This is a genomic window from Niveispirillum sp. CC-CTL257 (assembly GCF_059489915.1).
Map to the genome: position 1 here is coordinate 2,732,237 of NZ_JCAJXE010000001.1, position 15,072 is coordinate 2,747,308.

General features: G+C 63.8%; 11 protein-coding genes. 7 read left to right on the forward strand and 4 right to left on the reverse strand.

The features are described from left to right. The first annotated feature begins 120 nt into the window (after nucleotides 1-120). On the forward strand, nucleotides 121-867 hold the full coding sequence (locus ABC729_RS12835; RefSeq protein ID WP_495607950.1) for a DUF5131 family protein: 747 nt from the start codon (nucleotides 121-123) through the stop codon (nucleotides 865-867). A 3-nt stretch (nucleotides 868-870) separates the two neighbouring features. Beyond that, nucleotides 871-2,028 (forward strand): three-Cys-motif partner protein TcmP, encoded by a 1,158-nt coding sequence (gene tcmP, locus ABC729_RS12840; RefSeq protein WP_495607951.1) that lies wholly within the window; start codon nucleotides 871-873, stop codon nucleotides 2,026-2,028. 63 nt (nucleotides 2,029-2,091) lie between these two features. Here the strand turns inward: tcmP and katG are convergent, their stop codons facing one another. Next, complete coding sequence (gene katG, locus ABC729_RS12845) at nucleotides 2,092-4,305, reverse strand: catalase/peroxidase HPI (protein WP_495607952.1); 2,214 nt, start codon at nucleotides 4,303-4,305, stop codon at nucleotides 2,092-2,094. 310 nt (nucleotides 4,306-4,615) lie between these two features. On the opposite strand from katG, the gene ABC729_RS12850 reads away from it, so the two are divergent. Next, entirely contained in the window at nucleotides 4,616-5,518 is a 903-nt protein-coding gene (locus ABC729_RS12850) for a hydrogen peroxide-inducible genes activator (RefSeq protein WP_495607953.1), read from the forward strand. A 6-nt stretch (nucleotides 5,519-5,524) separates the two neighbouring features. Here the strand turns inward: ABC729_RS12850 and ABC729_RS12855 are convergent, their stop codons facing one another. Continuing rightward, complete coding sequence (locus ABC729_RS12855; RefSeq protein WP_495607954.1) at nucleotides 5,525-5,968, reverse strand: MarR family winged helix-turn-helix transcriptional regulator; 444 nt, start codon at nucleotides 5,966-5,968, stop codon at nucleotides 5,525-5,527. Between the two features lie 208 nt (nucleotides 5,969-6,176). Between ABC729_RS12855 and ABC729_RS12860 the strand changes: the two genes are divergently transcribed. Continuing rightward, nucleotides 6,177-7,199 carry an alpha/beta hydrolase gene (locus ABC729_RS12860; protein WP_495607955.1) on the forward strand — a complete coding sequence of 341 codons (1,023 nt, stop codon included), beginning with the start codon at nucleotides 6,177-6,179 and terminating at the stop codon, nucleotides 7,197-7,199. Between the two features lie 31 nt (nucleotides 7,200-7,230). Here ABC729_RS12860 and ABC729_RS12865 read toward each other — a convergent pair whose 3' ends face one another. Together ABC729_RS12865 and trpB are read right to left on the reverse strand one after the other, a co-directional pair. Beyond that, nucleotides 7,231-8,706 (reverse strand): DNA recombination protein RmuC, encoded by a 1,476-nt coding sequence (locus ABC729_RS12865; RefSeq protein WP_495607956.1) that lies wholly within the window; start codon nucleotides 8,704-8,706, stop codon nucleotides 7,231-7,233. Between the two features lie 208 nt (nucleotides 8,707-8,914). Then, nucleotides 8,915-10,132 carry a tryptophan synthase subunit beta gene (gene trpB / locus ABC729_RS12870; RefSeq protein ID WP_495607957.1) on the reverse strand — a complete coding sequence of 406 codons (1,218 nt, stop codon included), beginning with the start codon at nucleotides 10,130-10,132 and terminating at the stop codon, nucleotides 8,915-8,917. Nucleotides 10,133-10,487: 355 nt separating this feature from the next. On the opposite strand from trpB, the gene ABC729_RS12875 reads away from it, so the two are divergent. From ABC729_RS12875 to ABC729_RS12885, 3 genes are all read left to right on the forward strand, one after another. Further along, on the forward strand, nucleotides 10,488-11,870 hold the full coding sequence (locus ABC729_RS12875) for a methyl-accepting chemotaxis protein (RefSeq protein WP_495607958.1): 1,383 nt from the start codon (nucleotides 10,488-10,490) through the stop codon (nucleotides 11,868-11,870). 95 nt (nucleotides 11,871-11,965) lie between these two features. After that, complete coding sequence (locus tag ABC729_RS12880; protein WP_495607959.1) at nucleotides 11,966-13,192, forward strand: hypothetical protein; 1,227 nt, start codon at nucleotides 11,966-11,968, stop codon at nucleotides 13,190-13,192. A gap of 215 nt (nucleotides 13,193-13,407) precedes the next feature. Further along, nucleotides 13,408-15,072, forward strand: coding sequence for a methyl-accepting chemotaxis protein (locus tag ABC729_RS12885; protein WP_495607960.1), 1,665 nt, complete (start codon nucleotides 13,408-13,410; stop codon nucleotides 15,070-15,072).

Here is a 15,072-nt window from a genome sequence, read left to right on the forward strand (position 1 = left end):
CCTTGTGTTCAAAGGGCGTTGCAGGTCAGCGTGTAAATAGCCTAATTGTTGGGCGCTGACCTCAGAAAGGGCTTTCTAATGTCATTTGCATTTGTTCATATTCTGTTCTAAATTTTTTCAATGGCAGATGCTTCGACCATTGAGTGGACAGACGCAACGTGGAACCCGGTATCGGGTTGCACGAAGGTAACAACCGGCTGCGACTTCTGTTACGCCGAGCGCTTCGCCGAGCGCTTTCGCGGCGTGCCAGGGCACCCCTTTGAGCAGGGGTTTGATCTGGCCCTGAAGCCAAATCGCCTCTTGCAGCCGTACCAATGGCGCCGGCCGAGGCGAATCTTTGTCAATTCCATGAGCGATCTCTTTCATAAAGAGATCCCTACGGCGTTCATCGATCAGGTATTCGATACCATGGAGAAGGCGAACTGGCACACCTATCAGGTGCTAACCAAGCGTAGTTCGCTCCTCGTGCGTTATCTCCGCCAACGCTACGGTACGGGGAAAGCACCGGCCCATATCTGGCTTGGTGTTTCGATAGAAGATGCGCAGAACACAGTTCGCTTGGGACATTTAAAGGCGGCCCAAGCGAGCATCAAATTTGTTTCATTCGAACCCTTGCTTGCTTCGGTCGGGCCTGTCGACTTAACGGGTATCGATTGGGCTATCGTGGGTGGAGAGAGCGGTCCGAAAGCACGTCCGATGGACGAGCAATGGGCGCTCGAGATTCGGGACCAATGCCTCCGGGATGGCGTCGCATTTTTCTTTAAGCAATGGGGCGGCGTTCACTCAAAGGCGGGGGGAAGATTACTTAAGGGGCGGGAGTGGAGCCAGTATCCGGTGGTTCCTGCGCACATGCAGATCGAGGCGTGATCCATGGTTGAGCCCGAAAATCCCTATCTTGATCGGGAGCAGACACGGGCCAAGCACTTTATCCTGAAAGGCTATTTGCAGGCGCTCGCGTTCAAGGTCCTGCGGTTTTCGGATATCGCTTATATCGACGGGTTCTCTGGCCCATGGCAGTCAGAGATGCCGGATTTTTCCGACACCTCGTTCATGATCGCCATCAACGTCCTTAAGGATGCTCAGCAGCATATTGAGGAGAGTACTGGTATCCGCCGGACGATCCGCTGTTATTTCTCGGAGACAAATCGAGCCGCTTTTACCCAACTTCAGTCGGTAGTTATGCAGCATCACGCTCCCGCTGCACGTTTTGAGGTGAAGGCTTTTCACGGACCTTTCGAGGATGCCATCGGCGATATTTGCGGCTTCATTGAGCAAGCGATGCCACTCATCTTCATTGATCCCACAGGTTGGAAGGGCTACCCGTTCGACAAAATCGCTCCCTTGTTCGACCGCCGAAAATGCGAGGTGGTCATCAATTTTATGTATAGTTTCGTCAGCCGTTTCATTGAACACCCTGACGAGAAGATCATTGAGTCGCTGGACCCAATCCTGGGTGGCCCTGGCTGGAAAGATCGGCTTGACCCGTCTCTACCGAAAGGATTGGCGGTCGAAAAGTTGTTTCGGGAGACACTTCGCCGGGTTGGTTCTTTTGCCCATGTCGTATCGACCCGCATCGACAAAAGCACGGAGGATAGGCCGCATTTCTTCCTTGCTTACGGGACCAAGAGCCAAGCTGGCCTGAAAGCATTCCGCGATATCGAATGGACAGCTCTACGCGAGCATGCCCGAAGCCGTGCGGCAGCTAAGGATCGCAAGCGCGAGCAGAAGACTAGGACCGCAGATCTTTTTAGTGATCATGCGGCCGACGTTGGCGAGGCAAGCATGGATGAGTTCGTGGAGCAGCAGAAGATTTCGGCAAAGGCCCGCTTGCTTGAGCTCGCCAACGGTTCCGACTTTCTACTCTTCGAGGAGCTAGTCGGTGTACTCCTAGAGGAATTCATAATCCGCGAAACGGATTTAAAGGACCTCTGTGTCGAGTTGGGGAAAGCCAACAAGCTGGAACGAACTTGGGGGGCAGGCAACCGTAAGCCGGACACGGGAACAGTGATCCGACTGAAGAGCCGCTAACGCCCCCCCCAAAAAAACAGCGGCCCCGGTCACCCGGGGCCGCCATCATCCCTCACCCCCCGCTTACCTAACATCAAACCGGTCGGCATTCATCACCTTGGTCCAGGCGGCGACAAAGTCGTTCACGAACTTTGCCTCGCCATCGCTGCTGCCATAAACCTCGGCGAGCGCGCGTAGCTGAGAATTGGAGCCGAAGACCAGATCGACGCGGGTGGCGGTCCATTTGATGGCACCGTTGGTGCGGTCGCGGCCTTCATACACACCCTGGGTGCCGTCGGTGGCGTTCCAGACCGTGCTGGCATCCAGCAGGTTGACGAAGAAATCGTTGGACAACACGCCCGGACGGTTGGTGAACACCCCGTGCTGTGCCCCGCCGGTATTGGCGTTCAGCGCGCGCATGCCGCCCACCAGCACCGTCATTTCCGGGGCCGTCAGGGTCAGAAGCTGGGCCTTGTCGACCAGCATTTCTTCCGCCGGCACTGAATATTCGGTTTTCAGATAGTTGCGGAAACCATCGGCCACCGGTTCCAGCACCGCGAAGCTTTCCACATCCGTCTGATCCTGGCTGGCATCCGCACGGCCCGGTGTGAAGGGCACCGTCACGGCGTGGCCGGCATCCGCCGCCGCCTTTTCCACCGCCGCCACACCGCCCAGCACGATCAGGTCGGCCAGCGACACTTTCTTGGCCCCTGCGGCGCGCTGGTTGAAGACGATCTGGATGCCGGACAGGGCGTCCAGAACCTTGGCCAGCTGTGCCGGCTGGTTCACGATCCAGTCCTTCTGCGGCGCCAGACGCACACGGGCGCCATTGGCCCCGCCGCGCTTGTCCGACCCCCGGAAGGTGGAGGCCGAGGCCCAGGCCGCCCCCACCAGTTCCGATACCGACAGGCTGGTGGCCAGGATTTCCGCCTTCAGCGCCGCGATGTCGGCATCATCGATCAGCGGGTGATCCACGGCGGGGATCGGGTCCTGCCAGATCAAATCTTCCGCCGGCACTTCCGGCCCCAGATACAGGCTCTTCGGCCCGGAATCACGGTGGGTCAGCTTGAACCAGGCCCGTGCAAAGGCATCCGCGAACTCTTCCGGGTTCGCCCGGAACCGCTTGGAGATTTCCAGGTACGCCGGATCGGTGCGCAGCGCCATGTCCGCCGTGGTCATCATGGGCGCGTGGCGCTTTGTCGGGTCATGCGCGTCGGGCACCGTGGTGGCCGCCGCCGGGTCCTTGGGCTTCCACTGGTGGGCCCCCGCCGGGCTCTTGGTCAGTTCCCATTCGTCATAGCCCAGCAGCGTGTCGAAATAGGAATTGTCCCACTGCGTCGGCGTCGGGGTCCAGGCCCCCTCAATACCGCTGGTGATGGTGTGCACGCCCTTGCCGCTGCCCAGGCTGTTCAGCCAGCCCAGCCCCATGGCCTCCAGCGGCGCGCCTTCCGGCTCCGGCCCGACATGGGCGGGATCGCCGGCCCCATGCGCCTTGCCGAACGTATGGCCGCCGGCCACCAGGGCCACGGTTTCCTCATCATTCATGGCCATGCGGGCAAAGGTCTCGCGGATATCGCGGCCCGATGCCATCGGGTCCGGGTTGCCGTTCGGCCCTTCCGGGTTCACATAGATCAGACCCATCTGGACCGCAGCCAGCGGGTTTTCCAGGTCGCGATCCCCGCTATAGCGCTTGTCGCCCAGCCAGGTATCTTCCTTGCCCCAATAGATATCTTCTTCCGGCTCCCACACGTCGGGGCGGCCACCGCCAAAGCCGAACGTCTTGAAGCCCATGGATTCCAGGGCGACATTGCCGGCCAGGATCATCAGATCGGCCCAGGAAATGGCCTTGCCATATTTCTGCTTGATGGGCCAGAGCAGGCGGCGCGCCTTGTCCAGGTTGCCATTGTCGGGCCAGGAATTCAGCGGCGCGAAACGCTGCGTGCCCGATCCCGCCCCGCCGCGCCCGTCCGACGTGCGATAGGTGCCGGCGCTGTGCCAGGCCATGCGGATGAACAGGCCGCCATAATGGCCGTAATCGGCGGGCCACCAATCCTGGCTGTCGGTCATCAGCGCCGTCAGATCGGCCTTCAGGGCCGCATAATCCAGGCCCTTGAACGCCTCGGCATAATTGAACCGGCCGCCAAACGGGTCGGACAGGGCCGTGTTCTGGTGCAGGATCTTCAGGTTCAGCTGGTTGGGCCACCAGTCACGGTTGGATCGGCCGCCAAAGGTGGCATTGGGACGAATGCCATGCAGCACAGGGCACTTGGCGGCACTCCCCGAATTATTCCCGTCCATTCTTATCTCCTGTCATGGATCGATTGCGGCGGTACGGGCACGAAAGGGTCGCCGCAGCCATGCGGCATCGCGCCCATCAGGACGTCAGAGTTCGATATCTTTGATCAAAACAACCGGCCCCGGCATCTGGCACCGGCCCGGCACAAACGGCCCCCTGCCGTTCCGGTGACCCGGAACCCGCGATCCATCGGCTTGATGTGACGCGACGCGATTGGGACATGGGGGCTCCTCATCCTCGCGGAGTAAGACTTAGCAAACTTATGTGATAAGATTAAGTCGGATTTTCTGATTGCGCTAATAAGGTGCGCTTATGACCAACCTGACATTGAAGCAATTGCGCTATTTCGATGCGCTGGCCCGGCTGGGTCATTTCGGGCGGGCGGCGGATGATTGCGCCATCTCGCAACCGGCCCTGTCGATGCAGATCAAGGAGCTGGAGGAAGGGCTGGGCGCCCCGCTGTTTGAACGCGGGCCCCGCCAGATCTGGCTGACCGGGTTCGGGGAGGAATTTGCCGCCCGTGTGCGCGACATCCTACGCTCGGTGGATGAGTTGGGGGACCTGGCCCGCGCCGCGCGCGATCAATTGGCCGGGCGTCTGCGCATCGGCGTCATCCCCACAGTCGCCCCCTATCTGCTGCCCGCCATCATTGGCGACCTGACACGCATGAATGCCGATCTCGACATCCACGTCCGCGAAACGGTGACGCCGAAACTGCTGCATGAGCTGTTGGAGGGGCGCTTGGACACAGCCGTCGTGGCCTTGCCCGTTTCCGAACCCTCACTGACGGAGGTGGCCTTGTTCGAGGAAAGTTTCGTGCTGGTCCGCCCGGCGGCGGATGCCGATATGCCCGTGCCGGGGCCGGAGGCGCTGCGCGAAATGCGCCTGCTGCTGCTGGAAGAAGGGCATTGTTTCCGCGATCAGGCCCTGTCCTTCTGCAACATGAACAGCGCCCTGCCGCGCGAATTGCTGGATGGGTCGTCGCTGTCCACCCTGGTGCAGATGGTGGGGGCCGGCATCGGCGTCACCCTGATCCCGGAAATGGCGGTGGCGGTGGAAACCAAATCCGCCGCCGTCTCCATCGCGCGGTTCAAGGAACCGGAACCGTCGCGCACCATCGGCATGGTCTGGCGCAAATCCAGCCCGCTCTCCAAACAGCTCCTCGACATCGCCGACCTTGTGCGCCGATCGGGGGAGGCACAGCGGGCGGGGTGATAACCCCTACCCCGCAAACCGGTTCAGGTTCGCCCGCAACCGCTGGATATTGTCGCGCAGCTCGGTGATCTCCTCCAACCCCATGCCCACGGCCTGGGTCAGGTGCTCGAAGAAATCCACCGTCTGATCCTTCAGGTCGCGGCCGCTGTCGGTCAGGCGGATCAGAACCTGGCGTTCGTCAGCGGGGTTGCGTTCACGCCGCACATGGCCCGCCGCCTCCAACCGCTTCAACAGCGGGGTCAGGGTGCTGCTTTCCAGGAACAGCTGTTCGCCGATCTGGCCCACCGTCTGCCCATTCTTCTCCCACAGCAGCACCATGACCAGATATTGCGGATAGGTCAGGCCCAGCCGGTCCAGCAGCGGCTTATAAACGCGCGTGAAGGCGTGGCTGGCGGAATAAAGCGAGAAGCAGATGAAATCGCCCAGTTTCAGGGCGGGAGCGTCGGACATGGCGGCACCTGTGGGGCATGCGGCTGGGGGTTAAGCACTGATGACCTTCCATATTGCATCGTACACGATATGATCGCAGGCGCTTTTGCTGCATGGCCGCTATCCGTTTAAATATATCGTACACGATCAAATCGCACGCTATTTATCTGTCCATCGAATGACGGGCACCGAACCGGCGCCCCCTAAACCGGACAGACAGGAGATCACCATGAACAGCCTGCGTAACACCGTCGCCGCCCTCGCCCTTTCCGTTGCCGCCCTGGCGGGCCCGGCCCTGGCCGACGCCCCCGTGCTGGAGGCTGGGACCAAGGCCTTTGTTGACGCCGTGGCGGCGTCGGGGGGCAAGCCGATCTACACCTTGTCCTACAGCGATGCCCGCGCCGTGCTGGCCGGCGCCCAGGCCCAGACCCTGAAATCGTCCCCGACCCTCGTGCAGGATACCAGCTTCCCCGTCGGCCCCACCGGCAAGGTGTCGGTGCGCATCGTGAAGCCGGAAGGCGCCAAGGGCCTGCTGCCCGTGATCATGTATTATCATGGCGGCGGCTGGGTGATGGGCGACCGCAACACCCACGATCATCTGATCCGCGAGCTGTCTGCCGCATCCGGTGCCGCCGTGGTCTTTGTGGATTATGACCGCGCCCCCGAAGCCGTCTATCCGGCCCAGAATGAACAGGGCTATGCCGCCCTGCAATATGTAGCCAAGAATGGCGCACAGTATGGGCTGGATGGCAGCCGTATCGCGGTCGCCGGTGACAGTGCGGGCGGCAACATGGCCGCCGCCATCACCTTGATGACCAAGGCCCGGCAGGGGGCATCCATCCGCCATCAGCTGCTGTTCTACCCCGTCACTGATGACGTGTCGGCCAACAGCTCCTATCAGGCGTTCGGCAATGGCCCGTGGCTGACGGAAAAGGCCATGCATTACTTCCTGGACGCCACCTTCCCCGCCGATAAGCGTGGCGAGGTGACGGCCTTCCCCCTGAAGGCCAGCCTGGAACAGCTGGCGGGCCTGCCCACGGCCACCATCATCGTGGCGGAAAACGACCTGCTGCGGGATGAGGGCGAGGCCTATGCCAAGAAGCTGACCCAGGCCGGCGTGACAGTCACCTCCACGCGCTATAACGGCACCATCCATGATTTCGTCATGCTGAACGGTCTGGCCGGCACGCCGGCGGCCAAGGCTGCGATTGCCCAGGGTGCCGAAGCGCTGAAGACCGCGTTTGCGAAGTAAGCGTCAAAGGGGGGAGGGTCAGTCCGTCCCCCTACCCTTCCCCCTCCGGCAACGGCAGGCGCGGCACCTGATCCAGCTGCATCAGCTCGGGCAGGTTGCCGCCCGCCGTGGCTTTCAGTTCCTTGAACCGCCGCGCCGTCACCATGACGCGGGTTTCCAGCGATGCCACGGCAGCGTTGTAGCTGTTGACGGCCCCGCCCAGCCCTTTGCCCACCTTGGCCATATGGTCGGCCATGGTCGATAGCCGCTCATGCAGTTCGCGGCCCAGCTGGCTGATGGCTTGCGCATTGCGGGCCAGCGCTTCCTGCCGCCAGCCATAGGAAACGGCGCGCAACAGCGCGATCAGGGTGGTGGGCGTGGCGGGGATCACCGACTGGTCGATCCCCGCCTCAATCAGGCCGGGGTCCTGCTCCAGCGCGGCGGAGAAGAAATTCTCCCCCGGCAGGAACAGCACCACGAATTCCGGGGCCGGATCGAACTGCGCCCAGTATCGTTTCTCCCCCAGCGCCTTCATATGGTCGCGGATATGCCGGGCATGCCGGGACAGATGCGCCAGCCGCGCCTCATCATCCGCCGCATGGGTCGCGTCCAGAAACGCCTCCAGTGGGGCCTTGGCATCGACCACGATGCTTTTGCCCCCGGGCAGGCGCACGATCAGGTCGGGGCGCAGGCGGTTGCCGTAGGCATTATTGACGCTGGCCTGTTCATGGAAATCGCAATGGTCCAGCATCCCGGCCATTTCCACGACCCGCTTCAACTGGATCTCGCCCCAGCGTCCGCGCGTGGCCGGGCTGCGCAGGGCCTTGACCAAGTTGCCGGTTTCGGCGCGCAACTGCCCCTGGCTTTCCATCAGATGGGCGACCTGGGTTTTCAGTTCCGTATAGGCGCCGATGCGCGCCTGCTCGATGCCCTGAACCGCTTCCCCAAACTTGGACAGATGCTCGCGGATGGGGGTGACCAGGGCGTCAATGGCGGCGCTGCGTTTTTCCAGATCGCCCTTCGCCACCTCCCCGAACCGGTCAAACTGCGCCTGGGCCAGGGTCAGGAATTCGCGGTTATTGGCCGACAGCGCATCGGCCGACAGGGCCTTGAACGCATCGGCCAGCCGCACCTGCGCTTGGTCCAGCAGAGCCAGCTTGTCCGCATGCGCGCGACGTTCATGATCAAGGGCGGTGCGCGCCTCGGCCAGGGCCGTCTGCAACTCCGCCTGTTCATCGCGCACGACCGCCAGCGCTTCTTCCAGCCGGGGCAGGCGCGCCGCCTCGGTTTCCGCCGCCGCCCGCCGGGCCGATTCCGCCTGCAACTGCCGGCGCAGATCGGCCAGCAGCGCGTCCCGCTGCGCCATCTCGCCGCGCAATTCCCCGATATGATGCCGGTCCCGCTCCCGATCCGCCAGCAGGCCCGCGCGTTCCGCACGCAGGCCCGCCGTTCCCTGACGCAGCCAGAGAAACGCGATCAAGGCACCCGCCAGGGCACCGGCCAGCAGCGATATCAGGTCAAGCGGCACAGGCAGCAGCCTCCGTCACAGGGTCAGTGACGGAGCATAGCGCACGCGCGGAAAGAGAACAAGTAGAGAACAAACACCCCTTACACCAATCTGCCGAGGGTCAAACCCTTGGCAGATTGGAGGCTGGTGACTGCCAGCCCGGCGCTCGTGCGCCGTAAGCCAAGGCGGCGGATGCCGCCGCCCGGCGCTTGAGGGAACAAATACCCCCTTACAGCGCCACACCCAGTTCCTTGCCCACCGTGAAGATGTCCTTGTCGCCACGGCCGCAGAGATTCATGACCAGCAGCGTGTCCTTGGACAGGGTCGGCGCGATGCGCTTGACGGCGGCCAGCGCGTGGCTGGGTTCCAGCGCCGGCAGAATGCCCTCCGTCCGGGCCAGCAACTGGAACGCGTCCAGCGCTTCCTTGTCAGTGGCGCTGACATAATCCACACGCCCCACCTCATGCAGCCAGGAATGTTCCGGGCCGATGCCGGGATAATCCAGGCCGGCGGAGATGGAATGGCCTTCCAAAATCTGGCCGTCATCATCCTGAAGCAGATAGGTGCGGTTACCGTGCAGAACGCCGGGGCGACCGCCCTTCAGGCTGGCGGCATGGCCGTTGGGCACGTCCAGACCATGGCCGCCGGCTTCCACCGCCACCATGCGCACCGTCGGTTCGTCCAGGAAATCATGGAACAGGCCGATGGCGTTCGATCCGCCACCGATACAAGCGACCAGCATGTCGGGCAGGCGGCCTTCGGCCTCCAGCATCTGTTCGCGGGTTTCACGCCCGATGATGGATTGGAAATCGCGGACCATGGCCGGGTACGGGTGCGGGCCGGCGGCGGTGCCGATGATGTAGAACGTGTCTTCCACATTCGTCACCCAATCGCGCAGCGCGTCATTCATCGCGTCCTTCAACGTGCCGGCCCCGCTGGTCACGGGCCGCACCTCGGCCCCAAGCAGCTTCATGCGGAACACGTTGGGTGCCTGGCGCGCAATATCGGTGGCGCCCATATAGACGACACAGGGCAGACCCATCAGGGCACAGACGGTGGCCGTTGCCACGCCATGCTGGCCCGCGCCGGTTTCGGCGATGATGCGCTTCTTGCCCATGCGCTTGGCCAGCAGGATCTGGCCCATGCAATTGTTGATCTTGTGCGCGCCGGTATGGTTCAGCTCGTCGCGCTTGAAGTAAATCTTGGCCCCACCCAGCTCCTCCGTCAGGCGCTTGGCAAAATAAAGCGGGCTGGGGCGGCCCACATAATGCTTCAGATGATGGGCCAGCTCGGCATGGAATTCCGGGTCGGCCTTCGCCGCCTCATAGGCCTTTTCCACCTCCAGGATCAGCGGCATCAGCGTTTCGGCGACGAAACGTCCCCCGAAAATGCCGAAATGGCCATGTTCGTCGGGACCGTTACGATAGCTGTTCAGGGGCTTGTTCATGACGCTGCCTGGATGACGCCTGGAGGGACACGATGATGTCGGGGGAAACTAGACCGCCCCGCCGGCTTTTCCAAGCCCGCGACAAACCCCCTCACGTCATGGCGTGGCCGCGATTTCGCAGGCACGATTATTACGCGACCGTGAATGCGGGCCATCACCCGCCAGCGACAGCCTCGGCCCCAGTCAATCCCACCCCATGGCACCACTTTTTACATACCATCCGCCATCGGGACAGATGCGACCGCTAACAAGTCGAACAGCAGCAAGAAAATCAGAAATAACTGTAACCTTGACTGCAAATAACAGCCCTCATATTTGTTACAAAAAAATGACAACCCACCCCATTTCGGGGCGCATGTGCGCCCTGCCCCCGCCGATACCGGGCACCGATCCCGCCGCCATCGCGGCCAGTCAGACGCCCGTGATCGCCGCCCTGCGTGACGTGCGGGCGCTGGCCATGCAGGGCAAATCCGCCGATGCCCACGCCCTGTTCCGGGACAAGGTGCGGACGACTGAACGCGCCGCCTCTGAACAGACCGACCCCTATATCGCGCAGTTGGAAAAATCCATTACGGCATTGACCGGTGAACTGCATGCGATGGAAAGCCTGACCGGCTGGATTGTGTCCCTGACGGCGCTGCTGGGCATTGTGGGTGGCATCGCCCTGTCGCTGGTGGTGGCTTTGAAGGGCGTGACCTCGCCGCTCAACCGCCTGATCGGGGCCATGGGCCGGCTGGCGGCCAATGATCTGCAAATCAATCTGGCTGAAACGGGCCGCAGCGATGAGATTGGGGAGATGGCACGCGCCGTCGCCGTCTTCCGCGATGGGATGGCGCGGGCGGAGCGGTTGACGCGCGAACAGCAGGAAATGGCGGCCGCCGACGCCGCCCACCGGGCCGCGCGGGAAAAGCTGGTGAAGGATTTTGTGGGCCAGATGGAGGCGATTGTCGCCGACCTGGCCGGTAATGCCGACGGCTTGCAGACCCAGGCCGGCGGGTTGCAGCGCGCCGCCACCAGTGCCGCCGACCGCACCAGTGCCGCCGCCGACGCGTCAAACCGCACCAGCGCCAATGTCCAGACCGTCGCCGCCGCGACGGAGGAACTGGCCGCCTCCATTCGCGAAATCAGCCGGCAGGCGGCCCAGGTGGCCGCCCTGGCCGGTGACGGGGCCGACGGGGCACAGCGCACAGCCCGCGATATTGCCGATCTGGCCGATACGGTGGGCCAGATCGGGCAGATCGTGGATTTGATCGACGGCATCGCGGCCCAGACCAACCTGCTGGCCCTGAACGCCACCATCGAGGCGGCGCGGGCCGGCGATGCCGGGCGCGGCTTTGCCATCGTGGCATCAGAGGTGAAGGCGCTGGCCAACCAGACAGCCTCCGCGACAGAGGATATCAGGCGGCGGGTGGACGAGGTACAGGCCGCCACGCGCGGATCGGTCGGGGCCATCGGCGGCATCGTTACCGCCATCGATCAGATCCGCTCCATGACGGGTGCCATCGCGGCGGCGGTGGAGGAACAATCCGCCGCCACTGCCGAGATTACCCGCAATGTTCAGGCCGCAGCCGAAGGAACGCATGATATCCGTCAGGACCTGGATGGGCTCTGCGGTGTCGCCGGCGAAACCGGGGAAACCTCGCGCCTTGTCACCCGCACGGCCAATGACGTGGCCGGACAGGCCGGCGATCTGCGCCGCAATGTCAGCGGCTTTGTCGAACAATTGTCCGCCGCGTAAAAAGGGGGGGGCGGGGAGAGCAACCGCCCCTCATCATGGCATATATTCCTATTTTATGTTAGGATCATGGTCCCGAACTCCGCCGGAGCCGTGCCATGCCCTCGCTCAGCCATAATCCCTATGATACCGACCACCCGACCCTGACACCAAAGGAACAGGCAGAGGCCTGGTGGCGCGGCTCGTCCGACAACCATGTCCGCCCTTTTTCGGAGGATGTAAGTTTCGCGTCCTGCGGCCATCTGCTGGAAGGATATAAATCCCGAAAGGCGGATGAGGTCACCTGGGCCAAGATCGCCTTTCACCTAGCCGCCGGCGTACCCATCATCAAGATCGCCGAACATTACAAGCTGTCGCGCACCACCATCTGGCGGGCCATCGGCCGGTCGCACAATCTGCGCCGTCGCGTGGCCGAAGAACGCGCCCTGATGCGGCGGGAGGCGGACAGCCGTTTCGTGGCCATGCGTGAACTGGTCGTCGATACGCTCTACCGCGCCATTGCCGATGGCAATATGCGCGCCACGCTCTGGGCCGCCGAACGGCTGGGCCTGGGGACCGAACTGCTGCAACAGGCGGAAAGGCCGCCCAAGCCGGGCTATGCCCGCATTCCTGACGGCTGGATGACGGCCCTGGGCGGGACGGAAAGGATCATGGCCGATCTGGATGCCCCGCCCGGCACAAAGGTGCCCCTGGCCGTTCCCGAACCCTCGCCACCGTCCATGCCCCGTGCCGCGCGACACCGTGGCCCCATCCGGCCCGGCGGCTCCTTCCCCGCCGCCGCCGATGACAATGATGCCCCACCGCTGATCCCCGATCCCGCCCCCGATCCGTACAGCACCGATCTGTCCGCCACCATGCCCGATCCGGCCCCGGACCTGACGCCGGAAGATGCACCCCTGGCGGACCTCGCCCTGGACCCGGTGCCCGCCCTGCCGCCCCTTGATGCCGATCCGATGGGGCAATCGGGTGACCCGCTGCCTGACTTCCCTAAGGAACTGCGCTGGCGTAACCGGCCCCGGAAAAAGGTCAAGGCATCGGCACCGCCGGCCCCGCATCATGACGGCCCTTCCCTGCGCCTGAAACGCGGCTGTTATCGGCTGCTCGCCCGCCCGGCCGTGCGCCTGCTGTTCTGGATTTACCATAACAGTTTGCCGCTGGCCGACGGGGTGGACGGGGCCGCCGGCCTGTCGGCCGCGCGCTGGGCAGTGCGCGCCCGCTGGCTGGCCTGGGGCGACCGGCTGCCCATGGACCTGTGCAACCGCGACGAAAGACCGGTGCACAATGTTTCACAGAAGCCCTGGTCGAAGAAGGAGGGCGGCTATTGACCCGGTAACCGCCTCCCCTCGCCCCGCCGCCCGGTTCCAAACCGGCAAGAGCGGGAAATAATCGGAACCTGACCGTCTGGCATCGGGAAACACCCTTCCCCGACGCGTGGACAGGCGTATCCTTATTTACACCAACGATATAGTGGCCGAATCTGTCATCGGCCTGCGTCTGTCCCCTCTGTGTCATGGCATCTGTCAACAAGGGAGCGGCCTTCATGCGTCTGTCCATGAAAATCCTGGCCCCCGTGGCCATTCTCTCCTTGGTCGCCCTGGTGGTCACGGCCACGGCGCTGTGGTCCAAGGCGCGCGTCAATGGCGCCACAGAGGCCTTAAACCAGGCGAATGAGGCGGCGCTGGCGGCAGGCGAATTGCGGTCCACCAGCCGCGCCTTGCAGCGCGATGCCCTGAACCTGATCTTTGAACCCGCCGACGGCCGCGCCGGCATTGCCACCCGCTTCGACAAGCGGCTGGCGACCCTGGAGGCAGAGGTGGCGGCCATGCGCGCCCTGCCCCCGCCGATACCGGGCAGCGACCCTGCCGCCATCGCGGCCAGTCAGACCCCGGTGATCGCCGCCCTGCGCGATGTGCGGGCCCTGGCGCTGGAAGGCAAAAGTGCTGATGCCCACGCCCTGTTCCGGGACAAGGTGCGGGCCACCGAACGCGCCGCGTCTGAACAGACCGACCCCTATATCACCCAGCTGGAAAAGGCGGTTACCGCCCTGACCGCTGATCTGCATGCGCTGGAACGGTTGACCAGCTGGACCTTGTCGCTGACGGCGCTGCTGGGCACATTGGGTGGCATCGGCCTGTCGCTGGTGGTGGCTTTGAAGGGCGTGACCTCGCCGCTCAACCGCCTGATCGGGGCCATGGGCCGGCTGGCGGCCAATGATCTGAAGGTCACGCTGGCCGATACCGGACGGGGGGATGAGATCGGGGAAATGGCCCGGGCCGTGGCGGTGTTCCGCGACGGGATGGAGCGGGCGGAACGGCTGGCCCGCGAACAGAAAGAGGCGGAGGCCGCAACGGCCACCCGCCGCGCGGCGCGCGAACGGCTGGTGGGCGAATTCGTGGGAAGGATGGAGGCGATTGTCGCCGACCTGGCCGGCAATGCCGACGGCTTGCAGACCCAGGCCGGCGGGTTGCAGCGTGCCGCCACCAGTGCCGCCGACCGCACCAGTGCCGCCGCTGAGGCCTCCAACCGCACCAGCGCCAATGTCCAGACCGTGGCCGCCGCGACGGAGGAATTGGCCGCCTCCATCCGGGAGATCAGCCGGCAGGCGACACAGGTGGCCTCCCTGGCCGGCGATGGGGCCGATGGGGCACAGCGCACGGCCCGCGACATTGCCGATCTGGCCGACACCGTGGCGCAGATCGGGCAGATCGTGGATTTGATCGACGGCATCGCGGCCCAGACCAACCTGCTGGCCCTGAACGCGACGATTGAGGCGGCGCGGGCCGGCGATGCCGGGCGCGGCTTTGCCATTGTGGCGTCAGAGGTTAAGGCGCTGGCCAACCAGACCGCGTCTGCCACGGAGGATATCAGGCGGCGGGTGGAAGGGGTGCAGGCCGCCACGCGCGGCTCTGTCGGGGCCATCGGCGGCATCGTCACCGCCATCGATCAGATCCGCTCCATGACCGGTGCCATCGCGGCGGCGGTGGAGGAACAATCCGCCGCGACCGCCGAGATTACCCGCAATGTCCAGGCAGCCGCCGTGGGGACGGAGGATATCCGTCAGGACCTGGACGGGCTCTGCGGTGTCGCGGGCGAAACCGGGGAAACCTCGCGCCTTGTCACCCGCACGGCCAATGACGTGGCCGGACAGGCCGGCGATCTGCGCCGCAATGTCAGCGGCTTTGTCGAACAATTGTCCGCTGCGTAA

Coding starts and splice junctions, on each gene's coding strand:
- ABC729_RS12860 (WP_495607955.1), top strand. CDS start 6,177: ATGAACAGCCTGCGTAACACCGTCGCCGCCCTCGCCCTTTCCGTTGCC.
- ABC729_RS12880 (WP_495607959.1), top strand. CDS start 11,966: ATGCCCTCGCTCAGCCATAATCCCTATGATACCGACCACCCGACCCTG.
- ABC729_RS12850 (WP_495607953.1), top strand. CDS start 4,616: ATGACCAACCTGACATTGAAGCAATTGCGCTATTTCGATGCGCTGGCC.
- ABC729_RS12855 (WP_495607954.1), bottom strand. CDS start 5,968: ATGTCCGACGCTCCCGCCCTGAAACTGGGCGATTTCATCTGCTTCTCG.
- ABC729_RS12875 (WP_495607958.1), top strand. CDS start 10,488: ATGTGCGCCCTGCCCCCGCCGATACCGGGCACCGATCCCGCCGCCATC.
- trpB (WP_495607957.1), bottom strand. CDS start 10,132: ATGAACAAGCCCCTGAACAGCTATCGTAACGGTCCCGACGAACATGGC.
- katG (WP_495607952.1), bottom strand. CDS start 4,305: ATGGACGGGAATAATTCGGGGAGTGCCGCCAAGTGCCCTGTGCTGCAT.
- tcmP (WP_495607951.1), top strand. CDS start 871: ATGGTTGAGCCCGAAAATCCCTATCTTGATCGGGAGCAGACACGGGCC.
- ABC729_RS12835 (WP_495607950.1), top strand. CDS start 121: ATGGCAGATGCTTCGACCATTGAGTGGACAGACGCAACGTGGAACCCG.
- ABC729_RS12885 (WP_495607960.1), top strand. CDS start 13,408: ATGCGTCTGTCCATGAAAATCCTGGCCCCCGTGGCCATTCTCTCCTTG.